The organism is Crossiella sp. CA198, assembly GCF_052078295.1.
Taxonomy (GTDB): domain Bacteria; phylum Actinomycetota; class Actinomycetes; order Mycobacteriales; family Pseudonocardiaceae; genus Crossiella.
This window is the reverse complement of the sequence record NZ_JBQJIM010000010.1, coordinates 58,902-80,108: the sequence shown is the minus strand read 5'-3', so window position 1 is coordinate 80,108 and position 21,207 is coordinate 58,902. Positions and strand designations below refer to the sequence as shown.

Annotated in this window: 11 protein-coding genes; 2 read left to right on the top strand and 9 right to left on the bottom strand. The window is 67.9% G+C overall.

The window, feature by feature from the left end:
* Positions 1 to 15: 15 nt before the first annotated feature.
* Genes ACTOWY_RS18030 through ACTOWY_RS18005 form a run of 6 tightly spaced genes read right to left on the bottom strand, consistent with a single transcriptional unit; the run spans position 16 to position 7,242 of the window.
* On the bottom strand, positions 16 to 1,428 hold the full coding sequence (locus ACTOWY_RS18030) for a GH1 family beta-glucosidase (RefSeq protein WP_441310791.1): 1,413 nt from the start codon (positions 1,426 to 1,428) through the stop codon (positions 16 to 18).
* Between the two features lie 16 nt (positions 1,429 to 1,444).
* Positions 1,445 to 2,446 carry an ABC transporter ATP-binding protein gene (locus ACTOWY_RS18025; RefSeq protein WP_441310790.1) on the bottom strand — a complete coding sequence of 334 codons (1,002 nt, stop codon included), beginning with the start codon at positions 2,444 to 2,446 and terminating at the stop codon, positions 1,445 to 1,447.
* The gene (locus ACTOWY_RS18020; protein WP_441310789.1) at positions 2,443 to 3,444 is read right to left on the bottom strand and encodes an ABC transporter permease; all 1,002 of its coding nucleotides are present in this window, start codon (positions 3,442 to 3,444) and stop codon (positions 2,443 to 2,445) included. The genes ACTOWY_RS18025 and ACTOWY_RS18020 overlap by 4 nt, the downstream gene beginning before the upstream one ends.
* Positions 3,445 to 3,447: 3 nt before the next feature.
* Positions 3,448 to 4,428, bottom strand: a complete 981-nt coding sequence (locus ACTOWY_RS18015; protein WP_441310788.1) for an ABC transporter permease — start codon at positions 4,426 to 4,428, stop codon at positions 3,448 to 3,450.
* Positions 4,425 to 5,546: an ABC transporter ATP-binding protein gene (locus ACTOWY_RS18010; RefSeq protein ID WP_441310787.1), complete on the bottom strand. Its 1,122-nt coding sequence runs from the start codon at positions 5,544 to 5,546 to the stop codon at positions 4,425 to 4,427. Before ACTOWY_RS18010 ends, ACTOWY_RS18015 begins: the two co-directional genes overlap by 4 nt.
* Positions 5,547 to 5,580: 34 nt before the next feature.
* Positions 5,581 to 7,242 (bottom strand): ABC transporter substrate-binding protein, encoded by a 1,662-nt coding sequence (locus ACTOWY_RS18005; protein ID WP_441310786.1) that lies wholly within the window; start codon positions 7,240 to 7,242, stop codon positions 5,581 to 5,583.
* A 282-nt stretch (positions 7,243 to 7,524) separates the two neighbouring features.
* Here ACTOWY_RS18005 and ACTOWY_RS18000 point away from each other — a divergent pair, with 282 nt between their 5' ends.
* A complete protein-coding gene (locus ACTOWY_RS18000; RefSeq protein WP_441310785.1) occupies positions 7,525 to 8,754 on the top strand; it encodes an ROK family transcriptional regulator in 1,230 nt (409 codons plus the stop codon).
* Here ACTOWY_RS18000 and ACTOWY_RS17995 read toward each other — a convergent pair.
* Positions 8,709 to 9,632, bottom strand: coding sequence for a S41 family peptidase (locus tag ACTOWY_RS17995; RefSeq protein ID WP_441310784.1), 924 nt, complete (start codon positions 9,630 to 9,632; stop codon positions 8,709 to 8,711). The genes ACTOWY_RS18000 and ACTOWY_RS17995 overlap by 46 nt on opposite strands.
* A gap of 59 nt (positions 9,633 to 9,691) precedes the next feature.
* Between ACTOWY_RS17995 and ACTOWY_RS17990 the strand changes: the two genes are divergently transcribed.
* The gene (locus ACTOWY_RS17990; protein WP_441310783.1) at positions 9,692 to 10,189 is read left to right on the top strand and encodes an ArsR/SmtB family transcription factor; all 498 of its coding nucleotides are present in this window, start codon (positions 9,692 to 9,694) and stop codon (positions 10,187 to 10,189) included.
* Positions 10,190 to 10,769: 580 nt separating this feature from the next.
* Here ACTOWY_RS17990 and ACTOWY_RS17985 read toward each other — a convergent pair.
* The gene (locus tag ACTOWY_RS17985) at positions 10,770 to 17,603 is read right to left on the bottom strand and encodes an RHS repeat-associated core domain-containing protein (protein ID WP_441310782.1); all 6,834 of its coding nucleotides are present in this window, start codon (positions 17,601 to 17,603) and stop codon (positions 10,770 to 10,772) included.
* On the bottom strand, positions 17,603 to 20,914 hold the full coding sequence (locus ACTOWY_RS17980; protein WP_441310781.1) for a LamG-like jellyroll fold domain-containing protein: 3,312 nt from the start codon (positions 20,912 to 20,914) through the stop codon (positions 17,603 to 17,605). The genes ACTOWY_RS17985 and ACTOWY_RS17980 overlap by 1 nt, the downstream gene beginning before the upstream one ends.
* Between the last annotated feature and the right edge of the window lie 293 nt (positions 20,915 to 21,207).

Below are 21,207 nucleotides of genomic sequence, written 5' to 3'. Positions count from 1 at the left end.
CGCACCCGCCATTCGTCAGTTTCCGGACCGGACCTGACGGATGGTGTCCCGGTACCAGAGCGCGCTGCGCTTGGGCGTGCGCTGCTGGGTCTGGTAGTCGACGCGGACGATGCCGAAACGCTTGTCGTAGCCGTAGGACCACTCGAAGTTGTCCATCAGCGACCAGGCGAAGTAGCCCCGGATGTCCGCGCCCTGCTCGCGCGCGGCCGCGACCGCGCCGATGTGCGTGCGGAAGTAGTCGGTGCGGCCCTCGTCCTCGACGAAGTCCTCCGCGTCCGGCACGTCCACGAAGGCCGAACCGTTCTCGGTGATCACCATCGGCACGCCGGGATAGTCCTTGCTCAGCCGCACCAGCAGTTCGGTGAACCGTTCGGGCACGATCTCCCAGCCCATCGCGGTGACCGGTTTGCCCTGTGGGATCTGGCGTTCCACCGGATTGCCGTCGGCGTCGCGGGTGTTGCCGTGCTCGTCCCGGCCGGAGAAGACGTGGCCGGAGTAGAAGTTCACGCCGAGCACGTCGATCGGCTGGGCGATGATCTCCAGGTCACCGTCCCGCACCGGCAGTTCGATCTTGCGCTCGGCCAGGTCGGCCACGATGTCGGCGGGGTATTGCCCGCGCAGCAACGGGTCCAGGTAGATCCGCGCGCCGAGGCCGTCGGCGCGGCGGGCGGCTTCCCGGTCCTCGATGGAGTCGGTGGCCGGGGTGGCGGTGCCCATGTTGAGGGTGATGCCGAACTCGTGTTCGGGCGTGCCCGCGGCCCGCATCCGTTGGGTGGCAAGGCCGTGGCCGAGCAGCAGGTGGTGCACGGCGTGGATGGCGTCGGGGAAGTTCTGCCGTCCCGGCGCCTGGCGGCCTTCCCAGTAGCCGAGCATGGCCGAGCACCACGGCTCATTGAGCGTGGTCCACTCACGCACCCGGTCCTGCAGTTTGTCGAAGACCAGCATGGCGTAGTCGGCGAAGCGGTAGGCGGTCTCGCGCACCGGCCAGCCGCCCGCGTCCTCCAGCTCCTGGGGCAGATCCCAGTGGTACAGCGTCACCCAGGGCGCGATGTCCTTGGCCAGCAGCTCGTCGACCAGGCGATCGTAGAAGCCGAGCCCCTTTGTATTGACCGGCCCGGTGCCGCCGGGCTGGACCCGGGGCCAGGACACCGAGAAGCGGTAGGTGTCCACGCCGAGGGAGCGGATCAGCTCGACGTCCTCGGGCATCCGGTGGTAGTGGTCGCAGGCGACGTCGCCGTGGTCGCCCTCGTGCACCATGCCGGGGGTGCGGCAGTAGGTGTCCCAGATCGAGGCGGTGCGCCCGTCCTCGAACGCGGCCCCCTCGATCTGGTAGGCCGAGGTGGCCACGCCCCACCGGAAGGACGGCGGCAGGGTCCGGATCTGCTGCTCCGCCAGGCTTCCGGCCGGGGCCGCGGTGGTGATGTCCACGCTGTCTCCTTCTCGCTCAGGTCGGAACTCGGTCGCCCACGTGCAAATGGCACGCCACGGTGCGTTCGGCGGTGCCGGCTGGCGGGCCGAGCACGGGAACCCGTTGCGCGCACGGCTCGAACGCCTGTGGACAGCGGGGGTGGAACGAGCATCCGCTGGGCAGCGCCCGGGGGTCCGGTGGCGAACCCGGGATCCCGGTCAGCTCCCGGCGCGGTCCGCGCAGGGCGGGGAAGGAGTGCAGCAGGCCGTCGCTGTACGGGTGCAGCGAGTCCCGGTAGAGCTGCGTCGAGGGGGCCTGCTCGACGATGCGTCCGCCGTACATGACCGCGATCCGGTCGGCGAACTCCACCAGCAACGACAGGTCGTGCGTGATGAACAGGACGGAGAAGTCGAGCCGTTCGCGGAGGTCGACGAGCTGGCGCAGGATCTGCCGCTGGGTGACCACGTCCAGCGCGGTGGTCGGCTCGTCCATGATCACGATCTGCGGTTGCAGCGCCAGCGCCATGCCGATCATGACACGCTGGCGCATGCCGCCGGAGAGCTGGTGCGGGTAGGCGTCGAGGCGGTCGGCCGCGATACCCACGAGATCCAGCAGTTCTTTCGCGCGGGCCCGGCGGGCGTTCCTGCTGCTGCCCGGGTCGTGCGCCTTGATCACGTCGGTGAGCTGGGTGGAGACCTTGTGCACGGGGTTGAGCGAGTTCATCGCGCCCTGGAAGACCAGCGAGGTCTCCGCCCACCGGAACCTGCGCAGTTCCGGGACGGACAGCCGCAGGATGTCCACGGGTTCGCCGTCCGGGTCGTGGTAGATCACCTGGCCGGAGCGCACCACGCCGGGCGGGGGCAGCAGCCGGGTGAGTCCGTAGGCCAGGGTGGACTTGCCGCTGCCGCTCTCCCCGGCCAGGCCGAGCACCTCGCCGCGGTGCAGGGTCAGGCTGACCTCGCGGACCGCGCGCACGGCGTTGTCGCCGACGCCGTAGTCGACGTTGAGGTCCTTGATCTCCAGTACCGGCTTGCTCATCGCGCACCGTCCTTTGTGGACTCGCCGAGCACCGGGGTGAAGCCAACCCGCATCCGGACCACCTTGCCGTCGGGGCCGCGGGCGCGGCGGCCGCCGGAGCTGCGCAGGCGGGGGCTGACGAACTCGTCGATGCCGAAGTTCAGCAGTGACAACGCGGTGCCCAGCAAGGCGATGGCCAGTCCGGCCGGCACGAACCACCACCAGGCGCCCTGGGCCAGGGCCTGCTGGCTCTGTGCCCAGAACAGGATGGTGCCCCAGTTCCACTCGGAGATGCCGGAGACGCCGATGAAGGCCAGGGTGATCTCCGACATCACCGCGAAGATCACCGTGCCGACGAAGTTGGAGGCGATCACCGCGGACAGGTTGGGCATGATCTCGAACAGGATGATCCGCCAGGTCGGCTCGCCGGTGGCCCGGGCCGCTTCGACGTAATCCCTGCGCCGCAAGGACAAGGTCTGCGCGCGCAGCACCCTGGCGCCCCAGGCCCAGGAGGTGAAGCCGATGACCATGGCCACGGTGATGTCGCCGGTGCCGGGCAGGGTCGCGGTCACGATGATCACCAGGGGCAGCGCGGGCAGCACCAGGAACACATTCGACACCATGGACAGGCTTTCGCCGACCGCGCCGGAGAGGTAGCCGGAGGTGACGCCGACGAGCACGGCGAGCACCGCGGCCACTCCCCCGGCGAGGAAGCCGACCAGGATGACGCTGCGCGCGCCGACCAGGATCTGGCTGAAGATGTCCTGGCCGATGTGGGTGGTGCCGAACCAGTGCGCGGCCGAGGGCGGTTCCAGCAACGCGGAGCTGCGCTGGGACGGATCGTAGGGTGCGATCCACGGCCCGATGATCGCCAGCAGCACGAAGAAGCCGATGAGGATCAGGCCGATGAGGGTTTTGCTGTTGCTGGCGAAGCGGAATCGGCGTTTCTTGTCCGCGACAAGGGGTTGGCCCGGTGGCTGCGCGGCCGCGGCGAGCAGGTCGGTGGTGGGCATGGCCATGGCTCAGCCCTCCTTGCGGGTGCGCGGGTCGAGGGCGAGGTAGGCCAGGTCCGCCAGGAGGTTGGCGACCAGCACGGACAGCGTGATCACCAGGAAGATGCCCTGCAGCAGCGGGTAGTCCTTGGCGCCGACGGCCTGGAAGAGCTGGAAGCCCACGCCGGGGTAGGAGAAGACGATCTCGACCAGCAGGGTGCCGCCGACGATGAAGCCCAGGGACAGCGCGAGGCCGGAGACGTTGGGCAGCACCGCGTTGCGCGCGGCGTAGCTGAGTGCGACCCGGCTTTCGGAGAGGCCCTTGGCGTGCGCGACGGTGACGTAGTCCTCGGCGGCCACGGTGACCATCATGTTGCGCATGCTGAGGATCCAGCCGCTCATCGAGGAGATGATGATCGTCACCGCGGGCAGGATGCTGTGGTAGAGCGCGCTGCCGAGGAACTCCAGGTCCCAGCCCGGCACCAGCCCCGCCTCGAATCCGCCGGAGGCCGGGAACCACCCGTTGATGCCCGCGAAGAGGGTGATCGCGATCAGGCCGAGCCAGAAGTAGGGCACCGAGGACAGGAAGGTGGTCACCGGCAGCACCAGGTCCACCCACGATCCGCGCCGCCACCCGGCGAGCACGCCGAGGCCGGTGCCGATCAGGAAGCTGGCGATGGTGGTGACGCCGACCAGGATCACCGTCCACGGCAGGCTTTGCGCGAGCACGTCGGAGACCGGGGTGGGGAAGAAGGTGAAGGACAGGCCGAGGTCGCCGCTGAGCAGCTGGCCGACGTAGTCCAGGTACTGCTCGAAGATGCCCTGGTCGCCGTCTAGTCCAAAGAGGACATACAGCGACTGGATGTTCTCCGCGCTCATCGCGCCCTGCTGGCGGGAGATCAGCGAGGTGACCGGGTCGCCGGGGATGAGCCGGGGGATGAAGAAGTTGATGGTCACCGCGGCCCAGGCGGTGAACAGGTAGAACGCCAGGCGCTGGAGCACGAATCTCACGAGACCGGCTCCCCCGCGGGTTCCCCGGCCGGCTCACGGGCGGGATCGTCCACCGCGTAGAGCCAGCAGGCGGCCCAGTGGCCTGCGCCGTCGCCGATATCGAAGCGGGGCGGGACCTCGGTGCGGCAGCGGGCCATCGCCTGCGGGCAGCGCGGGTGGAACCGGCAGCCCGCAGGCGGGTCGATCAGGCTGGGTGGCTCACTGCGCGCGGTGTCCTTGCCCAGTGCGGCCAGCGAATCCACCTTCTCCGGCACGTCGTTCTCGTGCGCGCCGCGGTCCGGGTCGGGGGCGGAGTCGATGAGCAGCCGGGTGTAGGGGTGCGCGGGCCGCTGGGTGAGCGTTTCGCTGTCCCCGCCCTCCACGATCCGGCCCGCGTACATCACCAGGGTCTCGTCGGCGAAGTAGCGGGCCGAGGCGATGTCGTGGGTGATGTAGAGGATGGCCAGCTGCAGGCGTTCCTTGAGGTCCCGCAACAGGTTCAGCACGCCGAGCCGGATGGAGACGTCCAGCATGGACACCGGTTCGTCGGCCAGCAGCGCGTCCGGGTCGGCGCCAAGGGCGCGGGCGATGGCCACCCGCTGGCGCTGGCCGCCGGAGAGTTCGTGCGGGAACTTGTCCAGGTAGCGTTCCGGCGGGGTCAGCGAGACCCGGGTGAGCAGTTCCCGCAACGCGGTCTCCAGCTCGGCCCGGTTCGCACCGCCGTTGCCGTGGATCTTCAGGGCCCGGCCGAGGTGGTAGCGCACGGTGTGCACCGGGTTCAGCGAGGCGAACGGGTCCTGGAAGATCAGCTGCACTTTTTTGCTGTAGGCGCGGAACTTCCGGCCGCCGCGCACGGTGACCGGCTCGCCGTGCAGCCGGATCTCGCCGCTGGTGCGCGGGTAGAGCTGGGCCAGCAGCCTGGCCACGGTGGACTTGCCCGATCCGGACTCGCCCACCAGCGCGGTGACCCGGCCCCGGCGCAGTCGCACCGTGACCTCATCCACCGCGTGCACGGTTCGCGCCGTGCGGGTGAGCACCTCCCTGGCCGCTCTGCGGACCGGGAAGTGCTTGGTCAGGGCCTCGGCTTCCAGCACCACCGCCGTAGTGCCGGAAGCCGAGGCAATCGTGCTCTCACTCATCCCCGTGAGTCCTCCTGTCCTTCCCAGGCGCCGCTCAGGAGGCGGGTTTGAGGTGGAGCACGACATCCAGTGAGGTGCGCAGGCTCGGCTGAGCCGGCGCGTAGGGGTTGCTGTCCTCGGGCCAGCCGACCCAGTTCTTGGTGCTGTACATGCCACCCAGGTTGGCCGCGCCGGTGACCGCGACCGGCTGCTGCTCGATCATGATGCGCTGCACGGTGTTCAGCGCGCTGGCGCGGGCGGCGTCATCGGCGGCGTTGGCGTACTGGCGCAGCGCGGCGGTGGCCTCGGCGTTGCGGAAGCGGCCGTAGTTGCCGATGGTCTGCCCGGTGCCCAGAGGCTTGTACAGCTCGCTGTCCATCATGTAGCGGTAGGCCTGGTACGGGGTGGGGCCGTCCTCGGTCCAGTGCATGACGGCGTCGAAGTTGCCCGCCTCCACCGCCTCGGTCCAGGCGTCCTGGTTGGTCTTGTCCACGGTGGCGGTGACGCCGAGCCCGGACAGGTTGTCCTTGATGATCTCCAGCGTGGTCACGTAGTCCGACCAGCCCGAGGGCACCGACATGGTCAGCTTGACCGGCTTGCCAGCCGGGTCGAGCAGGGTGTTGCCGTCATAGCGGAACCCGGCGTCGGTGACCAGCTTCTTGGCCTCGGTCACGTTGGGGGTCAGCGTCTTGCTCTTGTACTCCGGCGCGATGAAGGAGTCCCCGTTGGGCGTGGGGATGCCGGTGACGTTGTCCACCTTGGGGTAGAAGTAGCCGGCCTCGGCCTGGGTGAAGATGTCCTCGCGGTTGATCACCAGGTTGATCGCCTTGCGCAGCGCCGCGTTGTCGAAGGGCGCCTTCTCGGTGTTGAACCACAGGCCGTGGATGCCCAGGGAGGCGGGGAACCACAGCTTGTGGTGCTGCGGGTTCTTGCTGGTGTAGACGGCCTTGTAGTTCGGGATGAACACGAAGGCCCACTCCGAGGCCCCCGAGGCCAGCGCGGTGGTCTGCGCGTTGTTGTCGTTGTAGGAGGTGTACCGGAGTTCCTTGACCTTGGGCAGTTCCTGCCAGTAGCTGTCCCGCACGGTGAGCGTGACGGTCTGCTGGGTGAAGGACTTCAACGAGTACGGGCCGGTGCCGACCGGGTTCTTGTTCAGCTCCTGGGAGGGATCCTTGACCTGCTCCCAGATGTGCTTGGGCACCACCGCGGCCTCCAGGATCATCACCTGGTTGGTGTACTGGGACCGGGGGAAGGTCACCGTCACCGTGTTGCCGCTGGGGGTGATGTCGCCGAAGGGGATGGCGTGCAGGTTGAACGCCGGGTACTTCTTGAGCAGCCCGAGACTGAAGGCCACGTCCTCGGCGGTCATCGGCTTGCCGTCGGAGAACTTGACGTTGTCCCGGACGGTCAGGGTGAGCTTGGTGAAGTTGTCCGCCCACTCCCATTTGCTGGCCAGCCACGGCTTGCTCGGGTCGGTGGGGCGGACCTTGTTCCGCATGCCGAGCGGCTCGTAGATCATCCACCGGTAGCCGAGCGAGCCTGCCGCGGAGGTCTCCAGGAACGGGTTGTGGTTCTCCGGCTGCGGCCCGTTGGGCGCGCCGATGTTGAGCACCGCGCCCGGGTTGCCCCCGGCGCCGCTGTTCCCGGTGCCGCAGGCGGCCAGGCCCAGGGCAAGGATTCCCGTGAGGGTCAAGGCCGCGATGCGCTTGACTCGCATGGGACCTCCTTCGACGTCGGTGGCGGTAAGCCTTGCCCGCCAGTGGTAGAGCGCTCTCGCAGGTCGGCTTGTGCGAGGAGTCAACCGGCCGCACCCGGCCACGTCAATAACGAGAACATAACGTATCCCGTCTAAATTTAAGCCATGAAGTAAGCAGGACGGCGTGCCTGGGCGCGGGAGTTCCCCGTTTGGCCCACACTGGGCGCAGCGGTTGTTCACATACTTGGTTCATGCCGTGACAAATGGTCACGGCCCAGGTGCGAGAGGGGGGATGAAGTCATCATGACGGCACGACGTTCCACGGTGCGGGATCTGCGCCGCAGCAACCGGTCGATGCTGCTGTCCAAGCTGTTCTTCGACGGTCCGCTCAGCCGTCAGGAGCTGAGCCAGCAGACCGGTCTGAGTGCGGCCACGGTCAGCAACGTCACCGCGGAGCTGACCGAGGAGCGGCTCATCGTCGAGGCGGGACTGGTCGAGTCCGACGGCGGCAGGCCACGGGTGTTGCTCCGGGTGGACCCGGAATACGCCCATGTGGTGGGCATCGACGTCGGCGAGACCGGGGTGAAGGTCGAACTGTTCGACCTGGCGATGACCAGGCTGGCGGCGGTGGACCACGCACTGCCGTCCTCCCGGCCACGTCCGGCGGCGGTGGTCACCCAGGTGGTCTCCGGCCTGCGCGAGGTGATGGCCAGGGCCGGGGTGAGCGCGGCGACCATGCTCGGCGTGGGCATCGGGGTGCCCGGCACGGTGGAGCAGGGCAGCACCGTGCGGGTGCACGCCCAGACCATTGGCTGGGACGGTGTGGAGCTGGTGAACCTGTTGCGCGCCAAGGGGGTCGAGCTGCCGCTGTTCATCGACAACGGCGCCAAGACCCAGGGCCAGGCCGAGCTGTGGTTCGGCGCGGGCAAGGGCGCCCGGCACGCGGTGATCGCGCTGCTGGGTTCCGGCGTCGGCGCGGCGGTGATCACCGACGGCGCCACCTACCGCGGTTCCACCTCCAGCGCGGGCGAGTGGGGCCACACCACCATCGTCTACAACGGCCTGGAATGCCGTTGCGGGGCAAGGGGTTGCCTGGAGGCCTACGTCGGCGCCGAGGCGATCCTGGAGCGCTACCGCAAGGCAAGGGGCGGCCGCGCGGTGCCCGGCGCGGACGAGCAGAGCAGCCTGGCCGCCCTGCTCACCGCGGCCGAACGCTCCCGCACCGCGGCCAAGGTCCTGGCGGAGACTGCGGGCTACCTGGGCGCGGGCATCGCGAACCTGGTCAACCTGTTCAACCCCGAGCGCATCGTGCTCGGCGGCTGGGCGGGCCTGTCCCTGGGCGCGGCGCTACTGCCGTTGATCGAGCAGGCCACCGCCGCGCATGCGCTGCGGCATCCCTACGGCCAGACCACGATCGAGGTCGGCAAGCTGGGCCCGGACGCGGTGGCCGTCGGCGCCGCCACCCTGCCGGTGGCCGCGATGCTGGATCAGGGCAGCGACCCACGGGAGGCGGCGGGCGACGACGCGGCCTGAAGTTCCCGCACCCCGGTCGCGAAGGCGTCCTCGGCGCTGGTCTCGACGTCCGGGACCACGCCAACCCCTTCCCAGTTGGTCCCGGTGACCGGATTGACCGCCCGCGCCACCGGCACGGTCACCTCCAGGTGCGGATGCACCCGGAACCCCTCCCGAGGGTGCGCGCCGCCACGCGTACGCTCCCCCACCACCCGCGCCCGCCCCAGGTGCTGGAGGTCGTAGGCCAGTTCCTCCCCGCCGGAGAAGGTGCTTGGCCCGGTCAGCACCACCACGGGTTTCACCCCGCCGAACCGCGGCCCCGGCACATGCGGCAACGTCCAGGACTGGGTGATCCGGTCCCCCGCCCGCTCGTGCATCGAGTTGAGGTGCGTCCGCTCGTCGAGCAGGTAGCTGCACACCAGCGCGACCGCCTCCGGCGACCCACCCCGGACCCCACGCAGATCCAGCAACAACCCCCGGGTCCCCGCCACCAGGTTCATCGCCGCCACCAGCCCATCCGCGCAGACCCCCGGATCCACCAGCAACGGCCCCAGTTCCAGGTGCGCCACCACCCCCGGCAACAACCGCACCCCCAGGACCCCGCCCATGGTGCGCTCGGCTTCCCGCCGCATCATCGGCTCCCACAGGTCCCCCTCCTCGGCGGGCACCACCTCCGCGTGATGCAACAACCGCAGATGCAGGTCCCGGTTGCCCGCCTGCAGGTCCGCGGTGACCGCGGCCGCCAGCCCCGCGGCCCCGTCCACGCCGTCATAGCGCCCCGCCGCCAGGTTGCCGGTCAACCGCCCACTCGCCGCCCGCCCCACCTCGGCGAACACGTAGTGCCGGTCGACGAGCCGGGCGGTCTCGCCCACGATCCGATGAATCTCACTGGTCTGCACGAGCCGGGAGTGAACCAGCCCGCTCGACAAAGCGTCAAGAACATTAGACACTTTCCCCCGTGCCCCGCCTCCCCCAGGACGAGGTGCTGGCGGTAACCACCCCAGCCCAGTTCAAAGCCATGGCCCACCCGCTGCGTCAGCGCCTGCTGTTCGCGCTCGGACAGACCCCGGCGACGATCAGCCAGCTGGCCGCGTCACTGTCGGTGGCGAAGGGCAGCGTGGCGCATCACTTGAAGGTGCTGCGGGAGGCCGGGATGGTGCGGATCGGGGAGACCCGGCAGGTCCGGGGCGGGACCGAGCAGTACTACCAGCGCTCGGCGCGGCGGTTCGAGGTGCCGGACGGGCTGGCGGGGCCGACGACGGCGTTGCTGCACGCGGTGGCGGAGGAGGTGGTGAGGTCACCGGATCCGATGCTGACGGTGCGGCACCTGCGGTTGACGGCGGAGCAGGCGGCGGAGTTCCGGGAGCGGTTGCAGGGGCTGGTGGATTCGCTGAGTGATGCGGGGGACGGGGAGACGGGATACGGGGTGCTGGTCACGATGTACGAGAGCAGCTGACCCCGGTCATCCCAGCCTCAAGAGAAAGCACTTGACTCGGCAATCTACACCCGAAGCGTCACATTTGGACCCAAGTGCATAACCCAGAAAAGCGCGGGACGCTCGACACAACGCGAGTGTGCGATTCCACCATGCCACACACTCGCGCCGTGTCATCATCTCAGCCGATGGCCCCTATGGAAGCACCCTCCATCATTGTCCTGACCACCCGCTTCAGCTGATCAACACTGGACGCCTCCGGAAGCGCCAGAAAGCTCTCTTTTCCGACATCGAAAAGCGAAACCAGACTCTCGTCCCCTTCCGCCCCCAGAAAAAACCACAAGTAACATCGATAGGACTCAGGCTCATACAATGGCGCCCCATTTCGCATGAGAGGGCACATTATCGCCGTAGTACCGAGCTGCACTTGCTTCCTGAGCGCAGCCTCCGAACTCCATCTAGCCCTCCAGCGATTGGCCTGAGCATCGAATTGCAGGCGAACAAGATCCTCCAGCGAAGCGAGTCGAATACTGAAATCAGGATCGGCCCATGAAATCATAGACCGCTGACGAAAATCACCAGGTTGTCCTGTCATATTCTCCTACCAGCCGCCATCATGCTTCGAAGAGTCAAATACCTCGATACGAATGGATTCATTAGGGTCAATCCGGCCATCGGCAACTCGCTTCTGGAGCTCGTTCACACGATGATGACCTCCCAGAAGCTTGCCGTCACGAGTAACTAGCACCCGGTCGCCGTCGAGCGGGTTGTTGAACGACTCGATCAGTTCCTTGTTTGACAGCTTACTCATGTCAGCCGCAGCTTCCGGATCAAGGCCATGGCTCTTCTGGAGATTCCCCAGATCTCCCGCCTTGTTGCAGAATTCGTTGGCGTTGTGGGACAAGATCGCAGTGGTCCCCGCAAGCACAAAGTACGTATGGATGCCCGCGATCGTCAGGTTGTGCACTCGCTGGATCTGCACCCGGTGCACCACTCTGACCACTGGCAATCGATCCCCTTGTGCCGTAAGAACATCGTCACCAGGCAGGAGCATGTCCGCGTCACGCCAGAGGCGCTCGTCCGCCACCCAGAACGGGTGCTTGTCCGTCGCGACCACCGTGCCGACCGCATCGCCACTCGGGCCATCAGTGTCGACCGTGATCTCGACCAGATTCTTCAACCCCGCACTGGTGAGCGTCGCCACGACCTCCCGTGCCTCGGTACGCCCGGTCTCCGGATCGGTCGCCAGCACCGTGTCCCCGAGCACCAACTCCTCAATCGCCCGAGTAGTCCCGTCCGCCAGCAACACCAGCGTCCCCGGCACAAAGCTGTGGCACGGCGGCTTGGTGCGTTTCCCCGCGCTGGCAGCGGCATCCGCCGCGGTGTCCAGCGTCTTGACCGCCGGGCCGAGTCCCCTCGTACCCAGAATCACCTCGGCCACGGTGCCCACCGTGAGACCCGCGAGCCTGCCGTACTCGCCGTTCTCCCAGGCCATCTTGAACGGCTCGATCATTGTGTCGATGACCTTGCCCGGATCCTCGATCATCGCCACGACGCCCTCGGCCATCTGCGAACACGTGGTACCGCCGATCGCCGCGACCGATCCCGAGCCGGCGCCCATGCTACAGTCCGCCGCAGCGGTAGCTACGGCGTAAACCCCCTGGATCGCGTTCACCGCGACTTCGCCAACTCCCTCCACGAAGTCGAGGGTGTGGTCCCAGAAGGTCTCCGGCTTCGGCTTGTAGACCATCATTCGGATCTTCTTGGGCGATGGCGACGGCGACGGAGCGGCGTCGCCGGGTCGGTAACGCGCGTTGCGCTGGGACCGGGCGATACGGGTGTTCTCCCCAGCGACTCGCTGATCGCGGCTTACCCCCGGCGGGGTGACCACGTTGTGGTTGACCCCGTTCTCATAGCAGTTCGGCCGGCAATCCATCGCCAGGCCACTGGGGTCGGAGAAGGTCACCGGGTTGCCGTTGGCGTAGGAGTAGCCGTGCATTTGTTGCGGATCCGCTAGGTCCATCAGCGGGTCCACCGAGATGAACCGGCCCAGGGACGCGTCGTACTCCCGTGCCCCGATGTGGGTCAGGCCGGTGGCGTCCCTGGTCCCGCCGACGAATCCCTTGTCGTCGGGCCAGGAACCAGGTTCGGCGCCCCGTGGGATGCCGAACGGGTCCTGGTAACGCTTGTCCACCGCCAGGGTCGTGGCGTTCACCGACACCCCGGAGGTGCCCTGGTGGTCGTTGAACATCAACGACAGGCCCGAGACCGAACCGCGGACCGCGACGGTGGCACCGCCGTGGGAGTAGTAGCGCTTGGCGGTCACCTCGCCGTTGTCCGGCAGGCTCAGCTCTGTTCCCGGCAGGTACAGGGTGGTCCGGCCGGGTTCGCGCTTCAGCAGCCTGCCGCCGTCCGGTCCGTACTCATAGGTCGAGGACTTGCCGTCGGCCTCGGTGACCTTGGCCAGCCGTCCTTCCGCGGTCCAGTCCATGGTCTGGAGGGAGCCGGAGACCTTCCTGGTCACCGTGTTGCCGGTGGCGTCGTAGGTGAACTCGTCCTTCGCGGTGCCGTTCGGGCCTTCCCTGGTTACGCCGCGCACGGTGTGTGGCTGCGGCTTCGTCCGGTCTGGGTGCTGGAAACGGCGGGTCACCGGGCCCTGTGCGGTGTGCTGGATCTCGCTGGTGCGGTTGCCGACCACGTCGTAACTGAAGTCCGACCAGTACGGCGCGGCGCCACCGAGTTCGCCGACCTGTCGCGGATCGGTGCGGCAGTCGCCGGTGCCCGGGGTGAATGCCTTGGTCATCCTGCGCAGGTGGTCATAGCGGAAGCACTGTGTGTCCCACTTGCCGCCCTCGGGCACGTCGGCGATGCGGGTGATGTTGCCGACCGGATCGTAGGTGTAGTTCCGGTCCGCCATCCGCGAGCCCGGCTTGGCGTTGCGGTCGAGCACTGAGCGTTCCAGCCGGTGGGTGCTCGGGTCGTAGAAGTTGGTCAGGAACGCGACGTTGGTGCCTTCGCCCAGGGTCACTCCCCGGGTTTCCCCGAAGGCCGTGTAGAGGTGTTCCTGGGCGTAGGTGTTGATGCCGCTGGTCTCGGTCGGCATCCCGATGTCGTTGTAGCTGTGGGTGATGCGCTCCAGCGGCAGGCCGCCGGCCTCGGGCAGGATCGTGGCCCCGACCTGTCCGGTGACCGGCTTGTACTCGGTCCGGAAGGTGTAGTCACCGGCGAGTTTGCCCTCCTGCGCGGGGATGTTGACCACCGTGCTCAGCGGTCTGCCGGTGTCGTCGTACTTGCCGACCCTGGTGGTGTACGCCTGGCCGCCGATGTAGCGGGCCGAACTGGTGGGCAGTCCCTTCTTGAGGGTGTCGTAGGTCCATTCGGCCTGCAGGACCGGACCGGACGCGGTCTCCTCGTGCAGCGCCCGCTTGCGGTTGACGTCGTCGTAGCGGTACGAGAGCGTCTTCTGCCGGGCATCGGTGGTGGAGGCCAGCCGGTCGTACTGGTCGTAGCGGTAGATCGTCCGGCCGCGGTCGGGGTCGTGGTCCTCGGTCTTGCGGCCGAGCTGGTCGAACTTGTGCTCCCAGACGTTGCCCGCGGCGTCGGTGACCTTGGTCAGCTCACCGAAGGTGGTGTAGCCATAGGTCATGGCGTCGTAGCCGCCGGTGGGCTGCCCACCGTGGTATTGACGGCGTTCGACGATCTGGCCGCGGGCGTCGGAGATCACCGTCGTCGCCACGCCGCCCGCCGGCGGAGTGACGTGGGTGCGATCGCCTTCGTAGCGGGTGGTGGTCTGCCACAGCGGTTCATCGTGCTTGCGCTGGACCGACGCGGTGACCCGACCCAGCCCGTCGTACTCGGTCGTGGTCTGGTTGGGGATCAGGTTGTCCTTGACCCCGTGCAGGGCCTTCGAGACCGGATGCTCGTTGTGGTAGGCGCCGTTGGTCCTGACCACGAGCCCACGCGAGTCGTGCCAGGTGTCGGTGATGATCCGACCGGTCGCGGTAGCCTGGTGCTGGGCTTGGCGCTCCCGGAGCAGACCGTCGTAGAGCTTGTAGGACTCGGAGTAGGAGCCGTTCTCGCGAATGGCCTTGGTGGTCACCACCGTCGGCGCGTCGGTTCGCAACTCGTAGCTGAACTCGGTGCTTGGCTTGTCCGGGTTGGCCATCTTCGACCGGATCGGGGTCCAGACCTTCACCACCCGGCCGAGCGGATCGTGCTTAAGATCGGACCGCTCACCGTTGGCCCCGATCTCCGCGACCGGCGTTCCCCAGGCAGGCTCCAGGATTCGCTTTTTCTGGTGGCCCAGCGGGTTGGTGACCGTGATCTCCTTGACCGGCTTGTCCTCGGCCGGGCTGTAGCTGGTCCTGCTGCGCACCCCCTTGACGTCAACGGCTTCGGTAGACCGGCCATAGGTGTCGTAGGAGGTCGTGGTGAGCTGCTGGTACTTCGTTCCGTCCCAGCGTTCGGTCGCGGTGACCAGGCCGCTGGTCACCGCGACGCCGAAGTCCTTGTTGTCGTAGCGGGACCGCACGTCGCTGACCAGATCGCCGGCTTTGCCGGTGCCCGCGGCGCAAGGCAGTGCCACGGTGTGCACCCGAGAGGCCAGGCCGAGCACCCAGTTACCCTCGTTGCGGGCGTAGCTGGTGCGGGTGCACCGTTCATCGCCGGTGACGGCGAGGTCACCGCTCTCCTCGACCATCTCGGCGATGCCGAACTTGTCGAAGGACGTCGTGGTGCCCGTTCGTCGCCAGGTGCCGTCGCCCAGCAGGGTGCGGTGGCGCACCGCGCCGATGTTGACGATGAAGGACTGATCGTCGCCGTGGGTGGCGGTCGGCCCCTTCAGTTCGGGCACGTTGATCGACCCGGCCACGGCCTTGCCGTCGTTGTACTGGATTGCCTCCAGCACCTGTCCCTGCACCAGATCGTGGTCCACGGTAGGGCGTTTCTCCGAGTCCAGCACCGAGACCTTGCGCTTGCCGCCACCGGGCTGGACATCGCCGTCCATGCCGCGCAGATAGAAGGTGTCCGTGATCGACTGGGTCGTGCCCGGATCGCCGCTGATCGTGCGGATCTCGCCGTGCCCGCGCCAGGAGGACCAGGTGCGGTGCTCCGGCTTGGCGAACTCGTTGTCGTCGTAGTGCCAGGCGGCGTCGTTGTCCTTGTACCGGTACGTGGTCGTCACCGGCCTGGATCCACCGGTGCGGTCGTCGTCGACGACGACCTCCACCACGTACTTGTGGAACCAGTCCAGTATCGGGTCGACCGCACCCGGTGGCGCCCACCAGATCGGGTAGCACCGCAGGGTGTTCGACTCGGGCTTGGCCGGCATCCGGTCGGCCCGGCGGCAGTCCGCGTTGGTGTACTTGACCTCGGTGTGTCCACCGGCTTCACCAGTGATCGAGGTCAGGCGATACCGGGTGAGCGGTGGAATGCCTTCGGTGGCGTCTACCCGGTTGGCCTTGGACGTGCCGCCGAACTTCACCTCCGGCTTGGTCGCCGTGCCCTCGACGTGCCCGGTGTGGGTGACACCGGCCAGCCACAGTGCCGGGGCCAGCCCGTCACCCGCGGCGGGGAAGGTGTGCCGCAAGGTCCAGGAGTCGACCTGCCGGTAGTCCTGCGGGCCGGTGGCGTTGTCCTTGCGCAGTTCGGTGACGATCTTCGCCAGTCGTGTGCGGCTGAAGAACGATGGTGCGTAGTTCCCCGTGCATTCCTTGCCAGGATCGCAGATCTGCTCGAACGGCACGTCCGGCCAGGACTTGGCGGTGTCCTTGTTGAGCTGGCCGGGATCGCAGGTGACGGCGCCCTCGGGCACACAGCGCTCGGCGGACTCGAACCGGATCCGCATGGGTGCGTCCTGGTAGACGCCGCCCGCGCGCAACCCGTACTCGATCCGGTTGATGTTGCCGGCCCGCACGTACTTGGTGGGTGCGTCCAGCGACATGTTGCGCGAGTAGTGGTTGATCTCGGTGTCGTAGTAGTAGGTGGTGACGTTGCCGAGCCGGTCCACCACGTAGTCGAGGTTCCAGCGCCAGGCCTGCTGGCAGAAGGACTCCGGGTAGGAGTTCCGGACGTGGCAGGGCTCCTTGTCGTGGTTGCCGTAGACCGGGGTGGTCCAGGTCGAGTTGGTCTCGTCCTTGCCCTGGGTCCAGCCAGGCAACCGGTTGAGTCCGAGGAAGAACTGGGTGCCGTCGGTCGTGGTGACCTTCCAGTGCTCACCGTCGTTGTCGCCGTTGGTCGTGCCCTTGAGCAGTTCGACGTAGGAACCGTCGTCCTTCTTGGGGCGCCAGCGGTTGTTCGCCTCGTCCTTGACCAGTTCGGACGAGGTGCCGCCAAGCACCAGGGTCGCGTTGTCCTCCACCCAGCAGGAGTCCCCGGTCTCCCGGTTACCCTGATTGCCGCCCTTGTCCTCGAAACAGCTCTTGTACCGCCGTTCGATGAATCCACCGGGACTGAGGTCCCAGCCGTCACCGGCCCAGGAACTCTGGTTGTTCGTGGCGCTGGTGCGCCCGTCCAGCGATCCCGAGGAGTAGCCGAGGGTCACCTGCGGTGAGGCGCCGCCGATGGCCGGCGGCACCCGGATCGGCAGCGAGTAGCCGAAGTCACCGCTGGAGCTGCCGGCGGACCAGCTGCCGGAGGGTGCGAGCGAGGTGGCTTCGTAGGTGCCGGCCGAGCCCTTCGGCGCGGCGGTGGCCGCCAGCACGGATCCGCCCGCGGCGGCACCGGTCGATCGACCCTCCACCGTGGACTGGTCGAGCGGAACCTGGGCGGTGACCTTGCGATCACCCGCGTGGTTGTCGGTGCGCACCGGAGTCGCCACCCGGCACTCCCGCTTCTCCGGCGTGCTCAGCACACAGCCTGGCAACTGCACCAGGCGGAGCCGGGTGCCGTAGTCACCACCAAAGGCGTCGGCGAAGCCGCCGTAGTCGACCTGCACCGACACTGTCGAGCCCGCGGCACCCCCGGCGTCGGTGACCTTGAGCAGGACGCCGTTGAGACCGGCCTTCTCCGTTGCCTTCTGGTCGAAGGTCTCGACCTTGACCTTGCTCTCGACCGCGCTCCTGGCCTGCTGGTTCCGCTGCACCAGGCCGATCGCCACCGGCAGTGAGCCTGCCTTGCGGTGTTCGATGCCCGAGGACTGTGGTTCGGCGGCCCGCCCTTGCGGTGGGGTGGCCGAGGGCAGCACGACCTCGGCGGCGCCGTTGGCCGGCCAGGTCGGTTTGGGCAGCGACTTGACGAGTTTCTTGTCCGACTCGCTGTGCGGCAACGGCCGCACCGAAACCGGGCCGCCGGGGATGGACACGTCCTTCTGGAGTTCCGGCCGGACGCCTTGCCCCGGCGCCGCGGCGGGCGCCGCGACTGCCGAGACCGTGGTGGAGAACAACACGAGGCCGAGCGCGACACAGGTCGCGCGGCGGAACAAGGTTCGTCGCCCCATCAGGAACGCACCGCCAGCTGCCGCAGTTCGTTGCGCGTCGGGATACCGGAGAAGATCTTCACATCGTCCACGGAGCCCTTCCAGTAGTTGGTCCGCTGCCGCTCCCACTGGGCCCGGCCGATCAGCAGTTCGGCACCGGCGCCGTGCCAGCCGGTGACGTTCTCCGCCGAGCCGACCGGATCGCCGTTGAGGTAGACGTGCGCCTTGCCGGTCGCCAGGTCGTAGACACCGGCCACATGCACCCAGGTGTTGGTCCGTGCCTGTCCGGGGGCGCTCAGGGCGTGCCAGCCGCAGGCCCGGTCACCGGCACAGGAGACCAGGAAGCCCCATTGCTTCTCCTCATGCCGGTACTCCAGGACGAATGGCGAGAAGTTCGGATCCCCCAGGCTCACCGCCGCCTGTGCGTGCTCGGTCAACTCGTCCAGGCGCACCCAGGCCATCACGGTGTACGAGCGGTCGGTGCGGATCGCCGGCCGCGGCGCGGTGATGTGTCCTCCGTTGGGGCCGAATTCCCCGTTGAAGCGCACCTCGGTGTAGTCGTCGCTGACCCAGTTGGAGCCGCCGTGCAGCGTGCCCGTGCCACCGGTGACCCGGTCCCGGGTTGTCGTGCCGCTGGCCTCGTTCATCGCGTAGTGGGAGCGCAGCACCGCCTGGTTGGCCAGGGTGGCGGCCTCGGCGGGGATCAGCAGCCGGTCGTAGACCTTGACGTCGTCGATCCGTCCTGGGAAGTGGTCCACCGTGTTGCCGCCGAACTTGGCCGCGCCGACGACCAGGTCGCCGGTGGCGTTCCAGCCCTGCACGACGGCCTCGCCCTGCTTGACTCCGTTGACGTAGAGGACCAGCTTGCCGTTGGCGGCGTCGTAGGCGCCGACGAGGTGGGTCCACGCGTCCAGTTGCGGCGGGTTCGCCGACTCCACCCGTGGTCCGCCCGGCCTGCTGTCATCGGTCATGGCGAAGGCCCAACGGTCCGGGCCGTCGGCATACTGCAGGTAGAAGCTGCTGGCGGGCCGATCCGCGGCGTGGCTCTCCTGGCTGACCACGGTGCCCCACCGGTCGTCCTTGTCGAGTTTCACCCAGGCCGAGACCGAGAAGCTCTTCGCGGTGTCCACGAAGGCGGGCCTGCGGAGGTGCTCGCCGCTGCCGTTGAGGCTCGCCGACTTGCCGAGGTAGCCCTCGGCTGTCATGGAGAGGGCGCCCGCGGCCGACAGTGGGCGGTTCTTGCCGGACGCGTCGGCGAGGTCGCCGTCCAGCCGCCAGTGCGCGGCCAGACCGGCGATGGCCGGCTCATGCCTGGCCACGGTGAACTCGTAGCGGATGATGGGCGAGACGTTGCCTGCCCGGTCGACCGAGACGACCGACAACCACTGTGGCCGTTCCAGGGTCGGGGTGAACCGGATCGCGGCGTCGCCGCCGATCCGGTCGGCGTTGACCCGGGTGCTCGGCTGGTGGCCGCCCTGTTGTTCGGTGAAGTCGTAGAGGTAGTGCTCGACGTCGTTGGTGCCGTTGGCTTTCAGGTGGAAGATCCCGGTCTGGCCCGCACCACCTGACGGCTGGCCCGCCGGGTAGTCACCGGAGGACACCGCGGGCGGGCCCGGCTTGACGTTGTCGATGGTGAACTCGCACATCTCCGACCAGGAACTGGCCTCGTAGTCGCCCGACCACAGATGCCAGGTGTAGACCTCGCCGTCAGTGATCACCCCCGGCGGCACCCGCACCTCGGCGAAGGATCCGGACGGCACATTGCCGATCTTGGTCTCGTTGCCGTCCCAGGTGTGCTGCTCCGGAGTGCCCTTCAGGACCCGGAAACCAGCGTCGAGCATGCCACCGTCCTGATCGGACAGTCGTGCCCGCAGCCTGGGCGTCTTGGTGAACACGACCGGTCGGTTCTCACCCCGCACACACGGTATGAGCCCGGTCTCCATACCGAGTTCCGCAGGCGGGTTGGGCGGGGTGTTGTAGTTGACGATCAGTCGCGGGTTCAGGTCAAACCGCCGCCAGTGGTCCTCGTTGCCCTCATCGGCGGCCTGCAGCAGGAAGGTGAGGTTCGACCACCGTTCCTGCACACCGGTCCGCACCAGATCGGTCACCTTGATCTCGGCGCCGCTGGCTCCGGGGCAGTACTGGCGGTTGTTGACGTTGGTGAAGTCACCGAGGTGGCCGGTCCGCCGCGGCTGCGCGCTCCAGGTCGTGCCGGGATCAATGCCACTGGTCACGTGGATCTGGGTGGGCCTGTGCGCCGCACAGCCACCGGAGTGGATCACGTCGGCGTTGAACCACGCGTCATGAATGATCTTGCCGTGCATGTCGCTCAGCTTCAGCTCGACGTAGGAGCGCGACTTGACCCACTTGCGGGCCTCATAGTCGTAGGCGTAGCCGGCCTTGAGATCACTCAGCTTGCCGTCGGTGCGGTCGAAGTTGCGCTCGGTCGGCCACTGGTCCTGCACCACGACGTGGTGGTTGCGCTGCCCGGTCCACCAGTACTCGGGATCGACGTAGACCGGGAACTTCGTCTCGGCAGCGGTGAGGAACCCCGCATCGGGAACCACGGCCAGCTTGGTCCCGGACAGTTCGACGCCCATCGCCGCCTCACGCCCGCCCTCCCCCGGGCCGGTCAACCGGTCGGCGTGGGTCCCGGCACCGGTGGAGTCCCACATGCGGGACGCCTCGCCGGAGAACACCAGCTTTCCGTCACTGTCGACCGCCTTCAGGTCGGTACCGGTCTGCACCGGCGTGTTGCCGCGGCCGGTCGGATTGGCCAGTCCGAGGGTGACGTTCCTGGTGTGGGAGTTGAAGACGACCCTGCGCACCTTGGGGTTCTTCGCCGCCTCGGCGTTCTTGACCACCAGCAATTGGCTGAACCCGGTCAGCGTGGCCCGTACGACGAGATCAGCGCCGGGCAGGACCTCCCGGTAGGTGGCGGTCCGCCCGTCCAGCACCGGGGCGGGCAGGACGCCTTCCCAGCCGAGCCCGACCTCGCGGCCGTCGCGACCCAGCGTCGCGAGCGCCTGGGTGCCACCGCCGGATAGCCGCAGGTCCACCGGCGAGGCGGCCGGTTCGACCAGACCGTCCGCACGTGTGCGCAGGGTCAGGTCGATCGGCACCCAGGTGTCACCACGCTTGGCCCGCACCGGCTTGATGTGCTCGGTGAGGGTGAAACTGCCGTTCGGGTTGGCCATGACCTCGGTTGTCTCGGTCGTCTTGGCGGTGACCTTGACCGGCTGGTTCTGCACTCTGGCGGCGTTGCTCGCCGCGGTCTCGGTGGCAGCATCCCGGACCGGCGCCGCGGGTGCGGCGACGGCTGGGATGACCACCGTGGATAGTGCTACCGCGGCTGCCGTCGTGGTGACGGCAGCGCGAATCGCGCGCTGCACAAGGCAGCGCTGAGCGCCCGACCTCAAACGAACTCCCCCTCAAACATGACCACGTGGCCTCGATCGACCAGAACGTGGCTGCGCCCCCCAGACGCGCGGCCAGAAACCGCGGGCCGAACTATATGCAGCTTGTTCGCACAGTTGCGATAGTCCGAACAGGGCAACTACACGAAGCCACGACGATTGCCACAGCGTGTAACGGACACCTTCGTAGCTACAGCGCGACGTCGCCG